At 58.1% G+C, this 20,914-nt stretch carries 15 protein-coding genes; 9 read left to right on the top strand and 6 right to left on the bottom strand.

All coding sequences use genetic code 11. The features are described from left to right. Positions 1-59: 59 nt before the first annotated feature. Positions 60-1,085 (bottom strand): DNA-binding transcriptional regulator CytR, encoded by a 1,026-nt coding sequence (gene cytR, locus U9O48_RS22325; protein WP_282492143.1) that lies wholly within the window; start codon positions 1,083-1,085, stop codon positions 60-62. Positions 1,086-1,215: 130 nt separating this feature from the next. Further along, a complete protein-coding gene (gene priA / locus U9O48_RS22320; protein ID WP_285148572.1) occupies positions 1,216-3,411 on the bottom strand; it encodes a primosomal protein N' in 2,196 nt (731 codons plus the stop codon). Positions 3,412-3,613: 202 nt separating this feature from the next. Here priA and rpmE point away from each other — a divergent pair, with 202 nt between their 5' ends. Beyond that, positions 3,614-3,826 carry a 50S ribosomal protein L31 gene (gene rpmE, locus U9O48_RS22315; RefSeq protein ID WP_015960996.1) on the top strand — a complete coding sequence of 71 codons (213 nt, stop codon included), beginning with the start codon at positions 3,614-3,616 and terminating at the stop codon, positions 3,824-3,826. Positions 3,827-3,874: 48 nt separating this feature from the next. On the opposite strand, the gene metJ is transcribed toward rpmE, so the two are convergent. Next, a complete protein-coding gene (metJ, locus tag U9O48_RS22310; RefSeq protein WP_015960995.1) occupies positions 3,875-4,192 on the bottom strand; it encodes a met regulon transcriptional regulator MetJ in 318 nt (105 codons plus the stop codon). Between the two features lie 274 nt (positions 4,193-4,466). On the opposite strand from metJ, the gene metB reads away from it, so the two are divergent. The 4 genes from metB to katG all read left to right on the top strand — a co-directional run bounded on the left by metB (position 4,467) and on the right by katG (position 11,607). Beyond that, entirely contained in the window at positions 4,467-5,627 is a 1,161-nt protein-coding gene (gene metB, locus U9O48_RS22305) for a cystathionine gamma-synthase (protein WP_282492141.1), read from the top strand. 2 nt (positions 5,628-5,629) lie between these two features. Next, entirely contained in the window at positions 5,630-8,062 is a 2,433-nt protein-coding gene (locus U9O48_RS22300; protein ID WP_285146531.1) for a bifunctional aspartate kinase/homoserine dehydrogenase II, read from the top strand. A gap of 267 nt (positions 8,063-8,329) precedes the next feature. Next, complete coding sequence (gene metF, locus U9O48_RS22295; protein WP_282492139.1) at positions 8,330-9,220, top strand: methylenetetrahydrofolate reductase; 891 nt, start codon at positions 8,330-8,332, stop codon at positions 9,218-9,220. A gap of 209 nt (positions 9,221-9,429) precedes the next feature. Continuing rightward, positions 9,430-11,607 carry a catalase/peroxidase HPI gene (gene katG, locus U9O48_RS22290; protein ID WP_324723219.1) on the top strand — a complete coding sequence of 726 codons (2,178 nt, stop codon included), beginning with the start codon at positions 9,430-9,432 and terminating at the stop codon, positions 11,605-11,607. 95 nt (positions 11,608-11,702) lie between these two features. Here the strand turns inward: katG and gldA are convergent, their stop codons facing one another. From gldA to ptsP, 3 genes are read right to left on the bottom strand one after another with little or no spacing between them, the layout of a single operon-like run. Beyond that, complete coding sequence (gene gldA, locus U9O48_RS22285) at positions 11,703-12,806, bottom strand: bifunctional L-1,2-propanediol dehydrogenase/glycerol dehydrogenase (protein WP_324723218.1); 1,104 nt, start codon at positions 12,804-12,806, stop codon at positions 11,703-11,705. A 12-nt stretch (positions 12,807-12,818) separates the two neighbouring features. Continuing rightward, complete coding sequence (gene fsa, locus U9O48_RS22280) at positions 12,819-13,481, bottom strand: fructose-6-phosphate aldolase (RefSeq protein WP_324723217.1); 663 nt, start codon at positions 13,479-13,481, stop codon at positions 12,819-12,821. 14 nt (positions 13,482-13,495) lie between these two features. Continuing rightward, positions 13,496-15,997 carry a phosphoenolpyruvate--protein phosphotransferase gene (gene ptsP, locus U9O48_RS22275; protein WP_324723216.1) on the bottom strand — a complete coding sequence of 834 codons (2,502 nt, stop codon included), beginning with the start codon at positions 15,995-15,997 and terminating at the stop codon, positions 13,496-13,498. Between the two features lie 315 nt (positions 15,998-16,312). On the opposite strand from ptsP, the gene U9O48_RS22270 reads away from it, so the two are divergent. The 4 genes from U9O48_RS22270 to U9O48_RS22255 are packed head-to-tail and all read left to right on the top strand — an operon-like array spanning position 16,313 to position 20,914. Then, a complete protein-coding gene (locus U9O48_RS22270) occupies positions 16,313-17,392 on the top strand; it encodes a PTS fructose transporter subunit EIIC (RefSeq protein ID WP_285146538.1) in 1,080 nt (359 codons plus the stop codon). Positions 17,393-17,406: 14 nt separating this feature from the next. After that, positions 17,407-17,727 carry a PTS fructose-like transporter subunit IIB gene (locus tag U9O48_RS22265; RefSeq protein WP_023326311.1) on the top strand — a complete coding sequence of 107 codons (321 nt, stop codon included), beginning with the start codon at positions 17,407-17,409 and terminating at the stop codon, positions 17,725-17,727. Positions 17,728-17,778: 51 nt separating this feature from the next. Then, positions 17,779-20,073: a formate C-acetyltransferase gene (locus tag U9O48_RS22260; protein WP_324723215.1), complete on the top strand. Its 2,295-nt coding sequence runs from the start codon at positions 17,779-17,781 to the stop codon at positions 20,071-20,073. Next, on the top strand, positions 20,039-20,914 hold the full coding sequence (locus U9O48_RS22255) for a [formate-C-acetyltransferase]-activating enzyme (RefSeq protein ID WP_285146540.1): 876 nt from the start codon (positions 20,039-20,041) through the stop codon (positions 20,912-20,914). Before U9O48_RS22260 ends, U9O48_RS22255 begins: the two co-directional genes overlap by 35 nt.

Genomic DNA, 20,914 nt, shown 5'->3' with positions numbered 1-20,914 from the left:
GCCATGTTACTTAAGCGGCGGGCCTTTGACCAGATACGGGAGTCTGAAAGGCGTTTACTTTAAGTAAGCGCCTGTGTGGAGCCGCGAATGATCAGTTCGCAATCGAGCAAACGCGAGCCGCTGCTGACCGCCTGGCCGTGCAGCTGATCGAGCAGCAACAGCATCGCTTCGCGGCCGATATCGTAGCGCGGCTGGGCGACCGTCGAGAGCGGCGGGTCGCAAAACTCGGAGAGCGAAATGTTATCGAAGCCGATGATCGACAAGTCTTGTGGCACCCGCAGACCGCGACGTTTGGCATAGGACAACGCGCCCAGCGCCATCACATCGCTGTGACAGAACACAGCGGTCGGCGGTTCAGGCTGCGCGAGTAATTTTTCCAGCGCCAGTCCACCCGCTTCGAGGGTGAAATCGCCCCGGGCAATATAATGCGGATCGACCGTCACGCCCGCGCGGCGCAGCGCCTGAACGTAGCCCTGCAACCGGTAGTGACACAGCGGCATCTCTTCCGGCCCGGCGATACAGCCGATGCGCTTGTGCCCCAGCTCCTGAAGATAGTTCACGGCGTTGAAGGCGGCGGTCAGGTTATCGATGTGGACGGTCGGCAGTTCCAGCTCTGGTGCGAACTCGTTCGCCATCACCATCGGCGGCAGATTGCGCTGCTCTTCGATGCTGGCGTCAAACGGCAGGCGCGAGCCGAGCAGCAGCATGCCGTCGATCTGCTTGGTGATAATCAGGTCAATAAAGGTTTTTTCTTGCTGATTCTGGTGGGCGCAGTCGCCAATCAGCACCAGATAGCCTTGCTCCGCGGCGGTGACTTCAATGCCGCGGATAATTTCGCTGAAGAAGGGATCGCAAATGTCCGGCACGATAACCAGAATGGTACGCGATTCGTTACGCTTAACATTACGCCCCATGGCCTGCGGCAAATAGCCGACTTCCAGCGCCGCCTGCTCGACGCGATTGCGCGTCGCCTGAGAGACTTTATCCGGGTTCATTAATGCGCGGGACACCGTTGCCGTGGATACTTTGGCTTTCTGGGCAACGTCTTTCATGGTCGCCGAAGCAACCTCTTTCCTGGACTTCAACGTCTTCTCCTCGCAGGACCACAGAACTTCTGACTCATCCATTTTTACAGATAGTTTGTGGAAGCGGTTACAGAATTTTCATAAAAAGTGTGAGATGCGTTCAACTTTTCGATCGCTCTCGCACCGTTCTTTAACCTTCGATGGGATCGACGTCGAGAACCCACTTCACTTTGCGCGCTTCGGGCAGGGTGTTGATCAGCGCCAGCGTGCCGCTGATAACGTGCTGCAAACGCACGCGCGACGGGTGCTGGAGCAGAATCTGCCAGCGATAGCGGCCGCCGCGTTTAGGGGCCAGCGCCGGGACCGGGCCTAAAATCCACAGCTGATTATCGACCAGCGGGCTGGCCTGCAGCAGATTGCGCAGCTGCTGTAAGAAAAGCGGCGCCTGCTGATTGTTATGATCTTCCGCGCGGATAATCACGTGGCTGGTCCACGGCGGCAGTTGCAGCGTCTGACGCTCGGCGAGCGCCTGATCGGCAAAGGCGTCGTAGCCTTTATGCAGCAAGGTTTGCAGCAGCGGATGTTCAGGGTGATGGGTTTGCAGCACCACTTCGCCCTGTTTTCCGGCGCGTCCGGCGCGACCTGCGACCTGGGTATAAAGCTGGGCAAAGCGCTCGGCGGAACGGAAATCGGCGGAGAACAGCGCGCCGTCAACGTCCAGCAGGGCGACCAGCGTCACGTCCGGGAAGTGGTGGCCTTTCGCCAGCATCTGGGTGCCAATCAGGATCCGCGCGCCACCGCGATGCACTTCGGCCAGCTGTTGCTCAAGCGCCCCTTTGCGGCTGGTGGTATCGCGATCGATACGCGACAGCGGCACGCCGGGGAAAAACGGCGCGAGGGCCTGTTCGAGCTGTTCGGTACCCAGACCCACCGGCACCATGTGTGTAGAGCCGCACGACGGGCACTGGCGCGGCACCGGGCGCTGACTGTCGCAGTGGTGACAGCGCAGGTGATGCTGCGCCTGATGCAGAGTGTAATAGTGGTCGCAGCGCGGACACTCGGCGATCCAGCCGCAGTCGTGGCACAAGAGCGTCGGGGCGAATCCGCGGCGGTTCAGAAACAGGATCACCTGATTATCGGCCTGCAAATGCTGGCGCATACGGCTGATGAGTGCGGGCGCGAGGCCCGCCTGCACCGGCTGACCTTTCAGATCCAGTACGTGCTGCGTGGCCGGGCGGGCATTCCCCGCGCGGCGCGTCAGGCGCAGCATGTGATATTTCCGCTGGCGCACGTTGTGCAGCGTTTCCAGCGCGGGCGTTGCCGAGCCAAGAATGATCGGAATCTGTTCGCTGTGGGCGCGATACACCGCCAGATCGCGGGCGTGATAGCGCCAGCCTTCCTGCTGTTTATAGGAGCTGTCGTGCTCTTCGTCGATCACGATGACGCCGAGATTTTTAAAGGGTGTAAAGAGTGACGAGCGAGTACCAATCACAATCGCCGCCTCGCCGTTTTTGGCTTTCAGCCAGGCGCTGAGGCGTTCGGTATCATTTAAACCGGAGTGCAGCACTTCCACCGGAGCGTTAAAGCGCTCGCGAAAACGGGCGATGGTTTGCGGCGTCAGGCCGATTTCCGGGACCATCACCAGCGCCTGTTTGCCCTGGGCGAGGACGTTTTCGAGAACGCTCAGATAGACTTCCGTTTTACCGGAACCGGTGACGCCCGCTAATAACCACGCGGAGAAACGATCCGACGCGCTGTGAATTGCCCCGACGGCGGTGGCCTGTTCGGTGTTGAGACGCAGCCTGTCGCCCGACACGGAAAACCCGTCGCGCCAGTCCAGCAGCGCCGGGGATTCGCTGGCGAGCTCGCACAGACCTTTCTTTCTTAACCCTTGCAGCGCCGCGTCGTTAAAATCCAGCTCTGTCACCTGATGCCGCCAGATCCGTCCCTGACGCAGCGCGGAGAGCGCCTGCTGCTGTTTAGGGGAGCGCTTCAGGCTGTTGATATCCACCGCCTGACCCTGCTCGGTGGCAAACCAGTACCACATCGGCGCGTGGCTGGCGCTTTTGCCCTGACGCAGCAGAATCGGCAGGGCGTGGAACAGCACGTCGCCAATTGGATGATGATAGTAATCCGCGGCCCACAGCAGCAGTCGCCAGACGCTGGACGAGTAAACGGGCTCGTCGTCCAGCACTTCCACCACCGCTTTGAGTTCATTGAGCGGCAGCTCGCTTTTGTCGCTCACGGACACCACGATCCCGACGCGCTGTTGCTTACCAAACGGCACGCTCACGCGACAGCCCGCCTTGGCGCTCATGCTGTCGGGCAGCAGGTAGTCAAAGGTGCGGGGAAGCGGAACGGGCAGGGCAACGTGAGCGACGGGCATCGAATCTTCCTGACTTGAAAAGTGGCGCGTTAGTATACACATTAGATGCTGGAGGTGTGCGGATCAGTTTGCAACCGCTGGTCATATTCTGTATGATTCGCCGCCTTTGGTGCATTTTGCTTCAAAGAACATACATTCAACATCGCGTGGTGTCTGGCGTTAGGGCTGGAAGAGCGACGCGGCCTTAACTGAGGTTCTCCCCATGAAAAAAGATATTCACCCGAAATACGATTTTATTACTGCAAACTGCTCTTGCGGTAACGCGATCAAAATCCGCTCTACAGTGGGTCACGATCTGAACCTGGACGTGTGTGGTCAGTGCCACCCGTTCTACACTGGTAAGCAGCGTGACGTTGCAACCGGTGGCCGTGTTGACCGCTTCAACAAGCGTTTCAGCATCCCGGGCGCTAAATAAGCTACCCGAAAAAAAAGCGCCGAAAGGCGCTTTTTTTGTATCTGCAATTCAGTATTCCCACGTATCCGGGTCGATACCCAGTTCACGCATGATCACTTTCGCCGCTTCCGGGATTTCATCGCTACGCTCTTTGCGCAGGTCTTCATCGTTCGGCAACGGCTGACCAGTAAACGCATGCAAAAATGCTTCGCACAGCAGTTCGCTGTTGGTCGCATGACGCAGGTTGTTCACCTGACGACGCGTGCGTTCATCGGTGAGGATCTTCAACACCTTCAGAGGAATGGAAACCGTAATTTTCTTTACTTGCTCACTCTTCTTACCGTGCTCAGCGTATGGGCTGATATATTCGCCGCTCCATTCAGCCATGAGACCTTTAATCCTCTTTGTCATTAATAAAGGCTAAAACCTTACATTCGATAAGGCTTTCAACCGTAATCTCGCGTAGTTTACCGTAAGGACGATACCGTGACACGGATATTGCCACTGCGGCGTGCACTAAAGCATGTAATTTTAACGGCTATTCTCGCATTGCTCAATCTATACGCAAAGAAGTTTAGATGTCCAGATGTATTGACGTCTATAGTTTCAGTGTTTACTCTGGTGCCTGACTTTTCAACTCATTAGCCAGGAAGCCTTCACCATGACGCGTAAACAGGCCACTATCGCAGTGCGTAGCGGATTGAATGATGACGAGCAGTACGGCTGCGTTGTCCCGCCGATTCATCTTTCCAGTACTTACAATTTCACCGGATTTAATGAACCCCGTGCGCATGACTACTCGCGTCGTGGTAACCCTACGCGTGACGTGACCCAACGCGCGCTGGCGGAGCTGGAAGGCGGTGCAGGCGCAGTCCTGACCAATACCGGCATGTCGGCCATTCACCTGGTGACCACCGTGTTCCTGAAACCTGGCGATCTGCTGGTGGCCCCGCACGACTGCTACGGTGGCAGCTACCGTCTGTTCGACAGCCTGGAGAAACGCGGCTGTTATCGCGTTTTATTCGTCGATCAGAACGATGAGCAGGCACTAAAATCGGCGCTGGCCGAAAAGCCAAAGCTGGTCCTGGTGGAAAGTCCAAGCAATCCATTATTGCGCGTCGTCGATATTGCGAAAATTTGTCAGCTCGCAAGGGATGCGGGAGCGATAAGTGTAGTGGATAATACGTTCCTCAGTCCGGCGCTACAGAACCCACTTTCTCTGGGTGCGGATCTGGTATTGCATTCATGCACTAAATATCTGAACGGCCACTCTGACGTGGTCGCCGGGGTGGTGATTGCCAAAGATCCTGATGTTGTCACCGAACTGGCATGGTGGGCCAATAACATTGGTGTCACTGCGGCAGCGTTCGACAGCTATCTGCTGCTGCGCGGTCTGCGTACGCTGTCGCCGCGCATGGAAGTGGCGCAGCGCAATGCCCAGGCGATTGTCGAGTTCCTGAAGAACCAGCCGCTGGTGAAAAAGCTGTATCACCCGTCGCTGCCGGAAAACCAGGGCCACGAGATTGCCGCGCGCCAGCAGAAAGGTTTTGGCGCGATGTTAAGTTTTGAACTGGATGGCGATGAGCAAACGCTGCGTCGCTTCCTGAGCGGGTTGTCACTGTTTACGCTGGCGGAATCCTTAGGGGGAGTCGAGAGCTTGATCTCCCACGCCGCGACCATGACGCACGCAGGCATGGCGCCAGAGGCGCGTGCCGCCGCCGGAATTTCCGAGACGCTGTTACGCATCTCAACCGGTATTGAAGACTGTGAAGATTTAATTGCCGATCTGGAAAATGCCTTCCGGGTCGCAGCCAAGGGGTAATCATGAGTGTGATAGCGCAGGCAGGGGCGAAGGGTCGTCAGCTGCACAAGTTTGGTGGTAGTAGTCTTGCTGATGTGAAATGTTACCTGCGTGTCGCAGGGATCATGGCGGAGTATTCGATGCCGGGCGACATGATGGTTGTCTCGGCGGCAGGCAGCACTACCAACCAGTTGATTAGCTGGCTGAAATTAAGCCAGACCGATCGCCTTTCTGCGCATCAGGTTCAACAAACATTACGCCGCTATCAGAGCGATTTGATTTCGGGTCTCCTGCCAGCGGACGCGGCAGATGCTCTTATCAGCGCTTTTGTGCACGACCTTGAGCGTCTGGCCGGACTGCTGGACAGCGGCATTACCGATGCGGTTTACGCTGAGGTAGTAGGCCACGGCGAAGTCTGGTCTGCGCGCCTGATGGCTGCGGTCCTCGAACAGCAAGGGCTGGAAGCGGCGTGGCTCGACGCGCGTGATTTCCTGCGCGCGGAACGTGCGGCACAGCCGCAGGTCGACGAAGGCCTCTCTTATCCGCTTCTGCAACAGCTGTTAGTGCAGCATCCGGGCAAACGCATCGTCGTGACGGGCTTTATCAGCCGCAGTAATGCGGGCGAAACCGTGCTACTGGGCCGTAACGGTTCGGACTACTCGGCAACGCAAATCGGTGCCCTGGCAGGCGCATCACGCGTCACCATCTGGAGCGACGTGGCGGGGGTTTACAGCGCCGACCCGCGCAAAGTGAAAGATGCCTGTCTGCTGCCGCTCCTGCGTCTCGACGAAGCCAGCGAGCTGGCCCGTCTGGCCGCGCCGGTGCTTCACGCGCGTACCTTACAGCCGGTTTCCGGCAGCGATATCGACCTGCAACTGCGCTGCAGCTACACGCCGGATAAGGGCTCGACCCGCATCGAACGCGTGCTGGCCTCAGGCACAGGCGCGCGTATCGTCACCAGCCACGATGATATTTGCCTGATCGAATTCCAGGTGCCTGCCGGACAAGATTTCAAACTGGCGCACAAAGATATCGACCTGATCCTCAAGCGCGCTCAGGTGCGTCCGCTGGCCGTTGGCGTACACAATGACCGCCAGCTGCTGCAGTTCTGCTACACCGCAGAAGTGGCGGACAGCGCGCTGAAAATTCTTGATGAAGCGGGTCTGCCGGGCGAACTTCGCCTGCGTCAGGGGCTGGCGCTGGTCGCGATGGTCGGCGCGGGTGTCACCCGTAATCCGCTGCACTGCCACCGTTTCTGGCAACAGCTGAAAGGCCAGCCGGTGGAGTTCACCTGGCAGTCGGAAGAGGGCATCAGCCTGGTGGCCGTACTGCGTAAAGGCCCAACCGAGAGCCTGATTCAGGGGCTGCACACCACCCTGTTCCGAGCCGAAAAACGCATCGGTCTGGTGCTGTTCGGGAAGGGCAACATCGGTTCCCGCTGGCTGGAGCTGTTTGCCCGCGAGCAAACCACGCTCTCTGCGCGCACCGGATTCGAATTTGTGCTGGCTGGCGTGGTGGATAGCCGCCGCAGTCTGCTGAACTACGAGGGTCTCGACGCCAGCCGTGCGCTGGCCTTCTTCAACGATGAAGCGGTCGAGCAGGACGAAGAGTCCCTGTTCCTGTGGATGCGTGCGCACCCGTACGACGATCTGGTGGTGCTGGATGTCACCGCCAGCGAGCAGCTGGCCGATCAGTACCTCGATTTCGCCAGCCACGGTTTTCACGTCATCAGCGCCAATAAACTGGCAGGCGCAAGCAGCACCGATAAATACCGCCAGATCCACGACGCGTTTGAAAAAACCGGTCGTCACTGGCTGTATAACGCCACCGTGGGCGCCGGTTTGCCTGTTAACCACACCGTGCGCGACCTGATTGACAGCGGCGACAGCATTCTGGCTATCAGCGGAATTTTCTCCGGCACGCTCTCCTGGCTGTTCCTGCAGTTCGACGGTACGGTTCCGTTTACGGACCTGGTGGATCAAGCCTGGCAGCAGGGGCTGACCGAGCCCGACCCGCGCGTGGATCTCGCCGGGAAAGACGTGATGCGCAAGCTGGTGATCCTGGCGCGTGAAGCGGGTTACGACATCGAGCCGGGCCAGGTGCGGGTGGAATCGCTGGTGCCGTCGGGCTGCGAAGAGGGATCTGTCGATCACTTCTTCGAGAACGGCGACGAGCTGAACGAACAGATGGTCTCACGCCTGGAAGCCGCGCGCGAAATGGGGCTGGTCCTGCGCTACGTGGCCCGTTTTGACGCCAACGGCAAAGCGCGCGTTGGCGTGGAGGCGGTTCGTCCTGAGCATCCGCTGGCGGCACTGCTGCCGTGCGATAACGTCTTCGCCATCGAAAGCCGCTGGTATCGTGATAATCCACTGGTGATTCGCGGCCCAGGCGCGGGACGCGACGTCACCGCCGGGGCGATTCAGTCGGATATTAATCGTCTGGCGCAGCTGCTGTAGGTTTTGTCTGTGCCCGGTGGCGCTTCGCTTACCGGGCCTACAAGAATCAACGCCGATATTCTCCCTCTCCCTGTGGGAGAGGGCTCAGGCCGCACTCACCCACCCACCATCATGAACCTTCTTCATCTTCCCTGAACATTCCTCACCGTGTTTGCCAATGATTTCTGTTGACGGCATCCCGCTTTTCCGTCATTTTTACATCTAGACGTCTAAACGTATAGCAGTTCACAACACAACAACAATGACACGCGATTGATGAGGTAAGGTATGAGCTTTTTTCACGCCAACCAGCGGGAAGCCCTGAATCAGAGCCTGGCTGAAGTGCAGGGCCAGATTAACGTCTCTTTTGAATTCTTTCCGCCGCGCACCAGTGAAATGGAGCAAACCCTGTGGAGCTCTATCGATCGCCTGAGCAGCCTGAAGCCGAAGTTTGTCTCGGTGACCTACGGCGCGAACTCCGGTGAGCGCGACCGTACGCACAGCATTATTAAAGGCATCAAGGATCGCACTGGTCTTGAAGCGGCACCGCACCTGACCTGTATCGACGCGACCCGCGACGAACTGCGCACTATCGCTCAGGATTACTGGAACAACGGCATTCGCCATATCGTGGCCCTGCGCGGCGACCTGCCGCCGGGCAGCGGCAAGCCGGACATGTACGCGACCGATCTGGTGGCGCTCCTGAAAGAGGTCGGCGATTTTGATATCTCCGTGGCGGCGTATCCGGAAGTGCATCCGGAAGCGAAAAGCGCGCAGGCGGATCTGCTCAACCTGAAACGCAAAGTGGATGCCGGTGCAAACCGCGCGATCACCCAGTTCTTCTTCGACGTCGAAAGCTATCTGCGTTTCCGTGACCGCTGCATCACCGCGGGCATCGATGTGGAAATTATTCCGGGCATCCTGCCGGTGTCGAACTTCAAGCAGGCGAAGAAATTTGCCGACATGACCAACGTGCGCATCCCGCTGTGGATGTCGAAAATGTACGAAGGGCTGGATGATGACGCCGAAACCCGCAAGCTGGTGGGGGCGAATATCGCGATGGACATGGTGAAAATCCTGAGCCGCGAAGGGGTGAAAGACTTCCACTTCTACACCCTGAACCGCGCCGAAATGAGTTATGCCATCTGTCACACCCTCGGCGTCCGCCCTGGCCTGTGATTTAAAAACCCTCTCCGGAGGGTTTTTTGTTTTTAGACTTTCCCGCTTTTCCTGCCATATCAACGCTCCCGCCTCGCCTGACAATGAACTTATAATTTCCAGGGTGTATTAAACGGAAATAACTATCGAATCCGTGCGTTATCTCAACTATACCTTCTAAGCAGAGGTGTATATCTTTAAGGTAAATACAGTAGAGGGAGCATAGAGATATGAGCACAGAAGATACCCATAACACGTTATCAACCGGACAGTGCCCTTTTCATCACGGCGGGCCTGACCAAAGCGCGGGGGCTGGAACAAGCACTCGCGACTGGTGGCCAAAACAACTCCGCGTCGATCTTTTGAATCAACATTCCGACCGTTCGAACCCGCTGGGTGAAGACTTCGACTACCGCAAAGAATTCAGCAAACTCGATTACTCCGCACTGAAAGGCGATCTCAAAGCCCTTCTGACCGATTCCCAACCCTGGTGGCCAGCCGACTGGGGCAGCTACGCGGGTCTGTTTATTCGTATGGCGTGGCATGGCGCAGGCACTTACCGTGCTGTCGACGGTCGCGGCGGCGCAGGGCGCGGTCAACAGCGTTTTGCTCCTTTGAACTCCTGGCCGGACAACGTCAGCCTCGATAAGGCGCGCCGTCTGTTATGGCCAATTAAGCAGAAATACGGCCAGAAAATCTCCTGGGCCGACCTGTTTATCCTCGCGGGCAACGTGGCGCTGGAAAACTCCGGCTTCCGTACCTTTGGTTTTGGTGCCGGGCGTGAAGACGTCTGGGAACCGGATCTGGATGTGAACTGGGGCGACGAGAAAGCCTGGCTGGCGCATCGCGATCCTGAAGCGCTGGCGAAACGCCCGCTCTCGGCCACCGAAATGGGGCTGATTTACGTCAACCCGGAAGGGCCAAATGCCAGCGGTGAACCGCTGTCTGCGGCGGCGGCTATTCGCGCCACCTTCGGCAACATGGGTATGAACGACGAAGAGACCGTGGCGCTGATCGCAGGCGGCCACACGCTGGGTAAAACCCACGGCGCCGCAGAAGCGACGCACGTCGGCGTTGACCCTGAAGCGGCTCCGATTGAATCACAAGGTTTGGGCTGGGCGAGCACCCACGGTAGCGGTGTGGGCGCAGACGCCATCACCTCTGGTCTGGAAGTGGTCTGGACGCAAACGCCAACTCAGTGGAGCAACTACTTCTTCGAGAACCTGTTCAAATTCGAATGGGTACAGACGCGCAGCCCGGCAGGCGCGATTCAGTTTGAAGCTGTCGATGCGCCAGAGATGATTCCTGATCCGTTCGACCCGTCGAAAAAACGCAAACCAACCATGCTGGTCACCGACCTGACCCTGCGCATGGATCCGGAATTCGAGAAGATTTCTCGTCGTTTCCTCAACGATCCGCAGGCGTTCAACGAAGCCTTTGCCCGCGCGTGGTTCAAACTGACGCACCGGGATATGGGACCAAAAGCACGGTACATCGGACCAGAAGTACCGAAAGAAGATCTGATCTGGCAGGACCCACTGCCACAGGCGTTCTTCCAGCCAACGGCGGCGGATATTGAAAGTCTGAAAGCGGATATTGCCGCTTCCGGGCTAACGGTCAGCGAACTGGTGTCGGTTGCCTGGGCGTCGGCGTCCACCTTCCGTGGCGGCGATAAGCGCGGTGGTGCGAACGGTGCGCGTCTGGCCCTGGCTCCGCAGCGCGACTGGGATGTGAATGCGGCGGCGGCGCGAGCGCTGCCAACGCTGGAAGCGATTTATAAATCGGCGCACAAAGCCTCACTCGCCGACATTATCGTGCTGGCCGGGGTCGTGGGCGTTGAGCAGGCGGCGAAAGCGGCGGGTGTTTACGTCAACGTACCGTTCACGCCGGGCCGTGTGGATGCGCGTCAGGATCAGACGGATATCGAGATGTTCGATCTGCTCAAGCCGGTTGCCGATGGGTTCCGTAACTACCGTTCCCAGCAGGATGCCGCGACAACAGAATCTCTGCTGATCGACAAAGCACAGCAGCTGACGCTCACCGCGCCAGAAATGACCGCGCTGGTGGGCGGGATGCGCGTGCTGGGTGCCAACTTTGACGGCAGCCAGAACGGCGTCTTCACCGACCGCGTGGGCGTGCTCAGCAATGACTTCTTCGTCAATCTGCTGGATATGAACACCCAATGGAAAGCCACCGATGGTTCAAACGAACTGTTTGCTGGCAGCGATCGTGCGAGCGGAGAGGTGAAATACACCGCAACGCGTGCCGATCTGGTGTTCGGTTCTAACGCGGTTCTGCGCGCACTTGCGGAAGTTTATGCCAGCCAGGATGCCGGTGAGAAGTTCGTGAAGGACTTCGTTGCCGCCTGGGTGAAAGTGATGAACCTGGACCGTTTCGACGTGCAGTGATTCTGAGCTCATGAAAATCCCCGCCGAGGCGGGGATTTTTTTATTGCCGGGTGGCGGCTGCGCCTTACCCGGCCTACAAAACCCATGGATCGCTTTTATTCCCACTCATGCAAAAAACGCTGCCCATACTGGTCGGCGACCAATAATGCCGCGTACACCTGATCCGGTATCACACCGCCCGGCATGTTGTGAATCGTCTCGCCTTCCGCACAGGATGCCTCTGCCACCAGACGCATTTTCCCCGGAATATCCTCTTTGATATCCAGCTGCGCCAGGGTAATCGGCAAGCCCACGCTGTGGCACAGCGCGGCCACCGTTTCGATCTCCTCCAGCGGAGCGTTTTCCAGCACCAGCTGGGTGAGCGTACCGAACGCAACTTTTTCACCGTGATAATAGTGGTGTGCATCCGGGATGGCGGTCAGGCCGTTGTGAATCGCATGCGCCGCGGCTAACCCGCCGCTCTCAAAGCCCACGCCGCTCAGGTAGGTGTTGGCTTCAATCACGCGTTCCAGCGCGGGTGTTACCACGTGCTGCTCGGCGGCGAGCATCGCCTTTTCACCCTCTTCGAGAAGCGTGTTGTAGCACAGCTCGGCCAGCGCCAGCGCGGCCTGGGTGCATTTCCCGCCCGCCATGGTTGTCGCGCCGCTGCGGGAACAGGCGCGCGCTTCAAACCAGGTCGCCAGCGCATCGCCGATCCCGGCGGCCAGCAGACGCGCAGGCGCTCCGGCCACCACTTTGGTGTCGACGATTACCATGTTTGGGTTGTGCGGCAGCATCAGATAACGATCAAACTCGCCGCTGTCGGTGTAGATAACCGAAAGGGCGCTGCACGGCGCATCCGTAGAGGCAATGGTTGGGGCGATGGCGACGGGCACATCCATAAAGTGGGCGAGCGCTTTGGCGGTATCCAGAGTTTTGCCGCCGCCTATGCCGAGGACAGCCTGGCAATCGGCGCTTTTCGCCAGCTTGCGCAGACGGTCGATTTCATTCTGGGAACATTCGCCGCCAAAGGGTGCAATTTCGACGTGCAGTTCAGCATGTTTGAAGCTTTGACGCAGTGTCTCTTCGGCAAAGCCGAGAACGAATTTATCACCAACGACCAGCCAGCGTGTGGCCAGCGGTTTCAGGTAGTCGCCGAGGCGGGTAAGCACATCCGCGCCCTGGATGTATTTTCCCGGTGATTGAATGATACGGTCCATAACGTTTCTCCCTTAGAGATTGAGGTTACCAAACGCGTTTTTCCAGTCGTGCTCGAACTTCTCTATAGCCGACTCTACCGCGGGCGTACCGAGCATTTGTTGCGCTACATCTAAAGGAAGGGTGATTGCCGCACATCCGGCGAGCAGGCAGTCGAGTGCCTGGCGCGGAGTTTTGAAGCTGGCGGCCAGCACTTTGCTCTCGGGGGCGTGCAGTTCCAGCAGGGATTGCAGCTCCTGCACCATGCGAATGCCGTCCCCGCCCTGGGCATCGACGCGGTTCACGTAAGGCGCGACATATTTCGCCCCTGCCAGCGCGGCGAGTAAACCCTGCGCTGCGCTGTAAACGGCGGTGCCGAGTGTGGTAATACCTTCTTTTTTCAGGATCTTGATCGCCGCCAGACCTTCAGCGGTTACCGGGATTTTGACCACGATATCGGGAAAGGCATTACTCAGTCGTTTGGCTTCGGCGACCATCGTTTCGGCATCACGGCCCATGGTCTGAGCAAACAGAATGCCCTCCGGGCCGATGGCTTTTTGCAGGCGCGGCAATACATCCCAGAGCGATTCGCGGCTCGCGGCGACAATGCTCGGGTTGGTGGTGACGCCAGCAATCGGGAAAATACGGGCGAGGCGTTCAACTTCCGCCACGTTGGCGGTATCCAGATACAGTTCCATGACTCTTCCTCTGTTTACAGTTCTAATTCACGTTGCAGCAGGGCCGCGATGGCCTCTTCGGAGCTGGCGTTGACCAGCGCGTTGCGGAAATCTTCATGCATGATGCGCCGCGCCAGACGCGAGAAAATGCGCATGTGCTGGTCGCCTGCGGCGTGTTTGTTGAGGGTCAGCATGATGATGAACTGCGCCTCTTCGTCACCCCACTGCACGGGCGCTTTGAGGCGCGCGACGCTGATGGTGGATTGTTCAATGTGCTCAGATTTGCTGTGGGGAATGGCAAAACTGAAACCCAGACCGGTTGAGAACACGGCTTCGCGCGCCCATAAATCGGCTTCAAGCTTGCGCGGATAGCGGCAGCGCCCGGCCAGCAGCAGCTTGTCGGTCATGCCTTTCATGACCTCTTCTTTGCTGGCCCAGTCGTTATCGAGTGAAATACAGCGCGGCGTCACCAGCGGCGTGTCCTGCTGATTCATGCGGAACTGGGCTAACAGATGCTCCACTTCCAGCGAGGTGCGACACGCCATCGCCTGGTTGAGCAACTGGCGGCAGGCGCGGCTGTCGAGCTGGGCCAGGCGTGCTTTGGTCGCCGGAATCGACGGCGAACCCATACTGAGCTCATCCAGCCCCAGCCCGACCAGCAGCGGCAGCACCGACCCTTTTGCCCCCAGCTCGCCGCAAAGCCCAATCCATTTCCCCTGACGATGCACGGCCTGCACGGCGAAATCGAACGCCCGCAGGAACGCCGGATTCAGGCTGTTGTAATGGCGTGTGACTTTGGCGTTATCCCGGTCGACCGCCAGCAGATATTGCGTCAGGTCGTTGCTGCCGATGCTAAAGAAATCAATCTCTTCACAGCACTGGTCGATGATAAACATCACCGACGGCACTTCGAGCATGATGCCGAGCGGGATCTTCTCCTCAAACGGAATATGCTCCGCGCGCAGCTGCTGTTTGGCTTCGGCAAGTTTCTCTTTCACCCACAGGATCTCCTCCATCGAGGAGATCATCGGGATCATGATCTTGAGGCTGCCGTGGGCCGAGGCGCGAAGGATCGCCCTGAGCTGGGTGGTGAACAGCGCGGCATACTCTTCATAAATACGCACCGCGCGATAGCCGAGGAACGGATTGTTCTCCGCCGGGATATTCAGATACTCAACGGGTTTGTCGCCGCCGATATCCATGGTGCGCACGATAATGCTACGCCCGTTCGCGCTCTCCAGCGCCTGGCAAAAAATGTTATACAGCTCGTTTTCGCAAGGCGCGCTGGCGCGGTCCATGTAGAGCATTTCGGTGCGGAACAGGCCCACCCCCTCTGCGCCGTTGCCAAAGGCGGCCTGTGCTTCTGCCGAATGGGCAATGTTAGCGGCAATTTCAATGCGCAACCCGTCTGCGGTTCTCGCCTCGCGATCGAGCCAGACGCTTTGCTGTTCGCGCAGTGCTTTCTGTACCGCCTGTTCCTGCTGGTAATAACGGGCAACCGCCGGGCTGGCATTCACCACCACCGCTCCGGCATTGCCGTCAATAAACACCGGTTGGTCGCGCCACGAAAGCAGGCTGTCGCTGTCCACGCCGACCAGCGTCGGGATGTTAAAGGAACGCGCCAGAATCACCGTATGAGAGGTGGTACCGCCGCTTTTCAGCAGCAAACCTTTCAGCAGGGTTTTATCCAGCTCGAGGAACTGACCTGGCGTGAGATCCTCGGCAAGACAAATGGACGGCTGAGTCAGCTGGCCCGGAGCCGGGAATCGCTGTTCGCCGTAGATCTGCTGTAACAGCTGATAGCAGACATCACGCACGTCGAGCACGCGTTCCTGTAAATAGCTGCTGCTGGAACGAGAAAACTCGGCGCAGAAATGATTTGCGGTGGCGATGATCGCCTGGGCGCTGCTCAGCCCCTGATTGACGCCCGCCAGCAGGTGCTGGCGCAACGAGGTATCTGTCGCCAGCGAGCGATGGGCTTCCAGAATCGCACTCGCCGTGCTGTCGCTGTCCAGGGCGCGAAGTTCGATGCTTTTCACCAGCAGCGTCAGACCCTGATCCAGCGAAGATTGCTCCTCTTCGCGGCTTTTCGCAGCAGGAAGAGACGTTAGCGCGTTGAGATCGAGTGAAGTGAGTAGCGTCAGTACGCCGCGACCGCTCCCGCTGCACACCGGCAGGGCGCGAAAGAGCGTCGGATTGAGGCGGGTCAGGGATTCCGGCAGCGGATCGAGATCGGTACTGATGGCGGCGGCCAGCGGGGCGTCGCAGTGCGGGAACTCCTCTTTGAGCCACTGCGTCAGACGCTGATGGGCGTTCAGCTCGTCTGCGCCTGTAATGAGCAGTCGGCAGGCATCGCCCGTCAGGGTGTCGGTGCCGATCAGCGCCAGCGCGCTTTTGGCGTCCCCTTTACGATCGCTGCGCAGATTGTGCCACTCAATCTGCGAGGCAAAGGTATTGCACAGCGTTTCAACATGGCTTGCCGGACGGGCATGGACGCCATTGGGCAACTCACAGACAAACTCTACTACCTGGGTCATACGCACACTCCTGAAATCCCAAACCACTATTAGGGGAAAGCATACGAGCGTGACGACGAACCGCGCCATGTGACAAAACTGCCAAACGCTGGACAAATGTAATGTCAGGCTAAAAGTGAGATTTGACTCACAGGTTCTCTGTTTTTGGGCGATTCGACGCGGGACGGAAATTACGAGGCGGATCGCATTTTTCTTTCTACATTACAAAAATCCAGCAAATGGCCTTTTTGTCCACTGTCAGCCGTCTTCCCGATTGCCTATTGTTTGCCACAACATCTCTATGGATATGGGCAGATAAAAGCCCGGGAGCGACACATGAAAGAGTTGGTGCATATTCTCAAGAACACGCGGCAGCATCTGATGACTGGGGTGTCGCACATGATCCCCTTCGTCGTCGCAGGCGGTATTTTGCTGGCCGTTTCGGTCATGCTTTACGGTAAGGGCGCGGTCCCGGACGCCGCCACCGATCCCAATCTGAAAAAACTGTTCGATCTCGGCGTGGCGGGCTTAACGCTGATGGTGCCATTCCTGGCGGCCTATATCGGTTACTCCATTGCCGAACGTGCGGCGCTCGCGCCCTGTGCTATCGCGGCCTGGGTCGGTAACAGCTTCGGTGCCGGTTTCTTCGGTGCCATCATCGCCGGGATCCTCGGCGGTATCGTGGTCTTCTACCTGAAAAAACTGCCGGTGCCGAAAGTGCTGCGCTCGGTAATGCCGATTTTCATCATTCCTATCATTGGCACATTTGTGACCGCAGGGATCATGATGTGGGGTCTCGGCGAACCTGTCGGCGCGCTCACCACCGGCTTAACGCACTGGCTGCAGGGCATGCAGCAGGGAAGCATCGTAGTTCTCGCCGTCATCATGGGGCTGATGCTGGCCTTCGACATGGGTGGCCCTATCAACAAAGTGGCCTACGCCTTCATGCTGATTTGCGTGGCGCAGGGGGTGTATACGGTGGTCGCTATTGCGGCGGTCGGGATCTGCGTCCCGCCTTTAGGTCTCGGCCTGGCGACGCTGATTAATCGTAAGAATTTCAATGCGGAAGAGCGCGAAGCGGGTAAAGCGGCGCTGGTGATGGGCTGCGTGGGCGTGACGGAAGGGGCGATTCCCTTTGCTGCCGCCGATCCGTTGCGTGTGATCCCCTCCATTATGCTCGGCTCCGCCTGTGGGGCAGTCACCGCCGCGGTGTTTGGCGCGCAGTGTTATGCCGGATGGGGCGGCCTGATTGTTCTGCCCGTGGTGGAAGGCAAGCTCGGGTATATCGCCGCCGTCGCTGTGGGTGCGGTCGTCACGGCGATCAGCGTCAACGTGCTCAAAAGTATTGCGCGTAAGAACACGAAGCAGGTCGAGGAAAAAGAAGACGACCTGGATCTGGATTTCGAAATTAACTGAGTGAGGAAGAGAATATGGCCCGAATTATTGCAGTCACTGCCTGTCCGTCTGGCGTTGCCCATACCTACATGGCCGCCGAAGCGCTGGAAAGCGCCGCCAAAGCCAAAGGCTGGGAAGTCAAAGTTGAAACCCAGGGGTCTATCGGTCTGGAAAATGAACTGACCGCTGAAGACGTCGCGGCGGCGGATATGGTCATCCTGACCAAAGATATCGGCATTAAGTTTGAAGAGCGCTTCGCCGGGAAAACCATCGTGCGCGTCAACATTAGCGATGCGGTGAAACGCGCTGACGCGATCATGAACAAAATTGATGCCCACCTGGCGCAAACCGCCTGACGTCCTCCCGCCCTTCGGGGCGGGCTTGTTTTCAGCTACAGGAGTTCCCTCATGACGAATCGTATTCAGCGCCTGAAAGACGCTTTGTTCGCCAGCCCGCGTGAAATATCCCTTGAACGTGCGCTGCTCTATACCGAAAGCCATCAGCAGACGGAAGGCGAACCGGTCATTCTGCGTCGGGCGAAAGCGACGGCGTATATTCTCGACCACGTTGAGATCGCGATTCGTGATGACGAACTGATTGCCGGTAACCGTACGGTGAAGCCGCGTGCCGGAATTATGTCGCCCGAAATGGACCCGTACTGGCTGCTGAAAGAGCTGGAGCAATTCGCCACCCGACCGCAGGATCGCTTTACCATCAGCGAAGAGGACAAACGCCTCTATCGCGATGTGCTTTATCCGTACTGGGAAAAACGCTCGATGAAGGACTTCATCAACAGCCAGATGACGGATGAAGTGAAAGCCGCGGTCAGCACGCAAATTTTTAGCGTTAACCAGACGGACAAAGGCCAGGGGCACATCATTATTGATTACCCGCGCCTGCTCAATAACGGGCTGGGCGCGCTGGTGGCAGAGATGAACGAACACTGCCAGCGCGAGCCGCAGAACGACTTTTATCAGGCCGCGTTAATGCTGCTTGAAGCCTCACAGCGCCATATCCTGCGCTATGCGGCACTGGCGGAAGAGATGGCTGAAGGTTATGACGAAACGCGTCGCCAGGAGCTGCTGACCATCGCCGCAAACTCGCGCCACAACGCTCAGCATAAGCCGCAAACCTTCTGGCAGGCGTGTCAGCTGTTCTGGTACATGAACGTCATTTTGCAGTATGAATCTAACGCCAGCTCGCTCTCTATCGGACGTTTCGATCAGTATATGCTGCCGTTTTATCAGGCCTCGCTGACTCAGGGCGAAGATCCGGCGTTCCTCAAAGAGGTATTAGAATCCCTGTGGGTGAAATGCAACGACGTGGTACTGCTGCGCTCGACCAGCAGCGCCCGCTATTTTGCCGGTTTCCCGACGGGCTACACCGCGCTGTTAGGTGGCCTGACGGAAAATGGTCGCAGCGCGGTCAACGTGCTCTCATTCCTGTGTCTCGATGCGTATCAGAGCATCCAGCTTCCTCAGCCGAACCTCGGCGTGCGGGTGAATGAGTTTATCGACAGACCCTTCCTGCTCAAGACGGCGGAAACCATCCGTCTGGGCACCGGTATTCCGCAGATCTTCAATGACGAAGTGGTGGTGCCTGCGTTCCTGAACCGCGGCGTGTCGCTGGAAGATGCGCGCGATTATGCGGTGGTCGGCTGCGTGGAACTCTCCATTCCGGGCAAAACCTACGGGCTGCACGATATCGCCATGTTTAACCTGCTGAAAGTGATGGAAATCGCCATGCAGGAGAACGAAGGCAATGCGGATCTCAGTTATGACGCACTGCTCGACCATATCCGCCATAAAATTAACCACTACATCGCGCTCATGGTGGAAGGCAGCAATATCTGTGACATTGGCCATCGCGACTGGGCACCGGTTCCGCTGCTCTCATCGTTTATCAGCGACTGCCTCGGCAGCGGCAAAGACATCACCGACGGTGGCGCGCGGTATAATTTCTCCGGCGTGCAGGGCATTGGTATCGCCAACTTGAGCGACTCGCTGCATGCCCTGAAAGGGCTGGTGTTTGAACAGCAGCGCTTAAGCTTTGATGAGCTGCTGGCGGTACTGAAGGCAAACTTCGCCACGCCAGAAGGCGAAAAAATTCGCGCCAGGCTGATCAATCGATTTGAAAAATATGGCAATGATATCGACGAGGTCGACAATATCAGCGCCGAACTTCTGCGCCATTACTGCAAAGAGGTCGAAAAATATCGCAACCCGCGCGGGGGGCAATTCACGCCGGGCTCCTATACCGTCTCCGCGCATGTGCCGCTCGGGGCTGTCGTTGGGGCCACTCCGGACGGGCGTTTTGCTGGTGAACAGCTGGCGGACGGCGGGCTGTCGCCGATGCTCGGCCAGGACATGCAGGGCCCGACGGCGGTGCTGAAATCCGTGAGTAAGCTGGATAACTATCTGCTCTCGAATGGCACTTTGCTGAACGTGAAATTCACACCGGCGACGCTGGAGGGGGAGGCGGGATTACACAAACTGGCCGATTTCCTGCGCGCCTTTACTCAGCTAAAACTGCAGCATGTTCAGTTCAACGTGGTGAATGCGGATACGCTTCGCGAAGCCCAGCAGCGTCCGCAGGATTTCGCCGGGCTGGTGGTCCGCGTGGCCGGGTACAGCGCCTTCTTTGTCGAGCTGTCGAAGGAGATTCAGGATGACATTATCCGCCGCACCGCGCATCAGTTGTGAAGTGATCGAGACCCGCGCCGATGTGGCGCGGATCTTCAATATCCAGCGTTACTCCCTGAACGACGGGCGCGGCATTCGCACGGTGGTTTTTTTTAAAGGCTGCCCCCACACCTGCCCGTGGTGTGCGAACCCGGAATCGATATCGCCGAAGATTGAAACTGTTCGCCGAGAGAGCAAATGCCTGCACTGCGCACCCTGTCTGCGGGACGCCGAGGAGTGTCCTTCCGGTGCATTTGAGCACATTGGGCGCGACGTGACGCTGGAGGAACTCGAGCGCGAAGTGATGAAAGACGAGGTCTTCTTTCGCTCCTCCGGCGGGGGCGTCACGCTCTCTGGCGGCGAAGTGTTGATGCAGGCGCCGTTTGCCACTGCGCTCCTGCAACGCCTGCGCCGATGGGGGATTCACACCGCCATCGAGACCGCAGGCGATGCGCCGCTGTCTCGTTTGCTCCCATTAGCTAAGCAGTGCGATGAGGTGCTATTCGATCTGAAAATCATGGATGCGGAACAGGCGAAAACGGTGGTGAAGATGAATCTGCCGCGGGTACTGGATAATTTTCTGCGTCTGGCGGAGGAGGGTATCAACGTGATCCCGCGTGTGCCGCTTATTCCAGGTTTTACGCTGAGTGAGGCGAATATGAATCGCGTGCTGGCATTTCTGATACCCTCAGGAATACGGCAACTGCATCTGTTGCCATTTCATCAGTACGGGGAGCCGAAATACCGGCTGCTCGGACACGAATGGACCATGAATCAGGTGGCCGTCCCCACGGAAGAGGAGATCGCTACCCTGCGACAGATGGCCGAGCGGGCAGGATTTTTGGTCACCCTTGGAGGTTAA

Origin of the sequence: Lelliottia sp. JS-SCA-14, assembly GCF_035593345.1 — a bacterium.
Taxonomy (GTDB): Bacteria; Pseudomonadota; Gammaproteobacteria; order Enterobacterales; family Enterobacteriaceae; genus Enterobacter; species Enterobacter wanjuensis.
This window is presented reverse-complemented; position numbering and strand designations above follow the sequence as displayed.

Excerpts from the sequence above, each read along its gene's own strand:
- gldA (WP_324723218.1), bottom strand. The coding sequence starts at position 12,806 with ATGGACCGTATCATTCAATCACCGGGAAAATACATCCAGGGCGCGGAT.
- U9O48_RS22265 (WP_023326311.1), top strand. The coding sequence starts at position 17,407 with ATGGCCCGAATTATTGCAGTCACTGCCTGTCCGTCTGGCGTTGCCCAT.
- priA (WP_285148572.1), bottom strand. The coding sequence starts at position 3,411 with ATGCCCGTCGCTCACGTTGCCCTGCCCGTTCCGCTTCCCCGCACCTTT.
- rpmE (WP_015960996.1), top strand. The coding sequence starts at position 3,614 with ATGAAAAAAGATATTCACCCGAAATACGATTTTATTACTGCAAACTGC.
- U9O48_RS22260 (WP_324723215.1), top strand. The coding sequence starts at position 17,779 with ATGACGAATCGTATTCAGCGCCTGAAAGACGCTTTGTTCGCCAGCCCG.
- metB (WP_282492141.1), top strand. The coding sequence starts at position 4,467 with ATGACGCGTAAACAGGCCACTATCGCAGTGCGTAGCGGATTGAATGAT.
- ptsP (WP_324723216.1), bottom strand. The coding sequence starts at position 15,997 with ATGACCCAGGTAGTAGAGTTTGTCTGTGAGTTGCCCAATGGCGTCCAT.
- U9O48_RS22300 (WP_285146531.1), top strand. The coding sequence starts at position 5,630 with ATGAGTGTGATAGCGCAGGCAGGGGCGAAGGGTCGTCAGCTGCACAAG.
- katG (WP_324723219.1), top strand. The coding sequence starts at position 9,430 with ATGAGCACAGAAGATACCCATAACACGTTATCAACCGGACAGTGCCCT.
- metF (WP_282492139.1), top strand. The coding sequence starts at position 8,330 with ATGAGCTTTTTTCACGCCAACCAGCGGGAAGCCCTGAATCAGAGCCTG.
- metJ (WP_015960995.1), bottom strand. The coding sequence starts at position 4,192 with ATGGCTGAATGGAGCGGCGAATATATCAGCCCATACGCTGAGCACGGT.
- U9O48_RS22255 (WP_285146540.1), top strand. The coding sequence starts at position 20,039 with ATGACATTATCCGCCGCACCGCGCATCAGTTGTGAAGTGATCGAGACC.
- fsa (WP_324723217.1), bottom strand. The coding sequence starts at position 13,481 with ATGGAACTGTATCTGGATACCGCCAACGTGGCGGAAGTTGAACGCCTC.
- U9O48_RS22270 (WP_285146538.1), top strand. The coding sequence starts at position 16,313 with ATGAAAGAGTTGGTGCATATTCTCAAGAACACGCGGCAGCATCTGATG.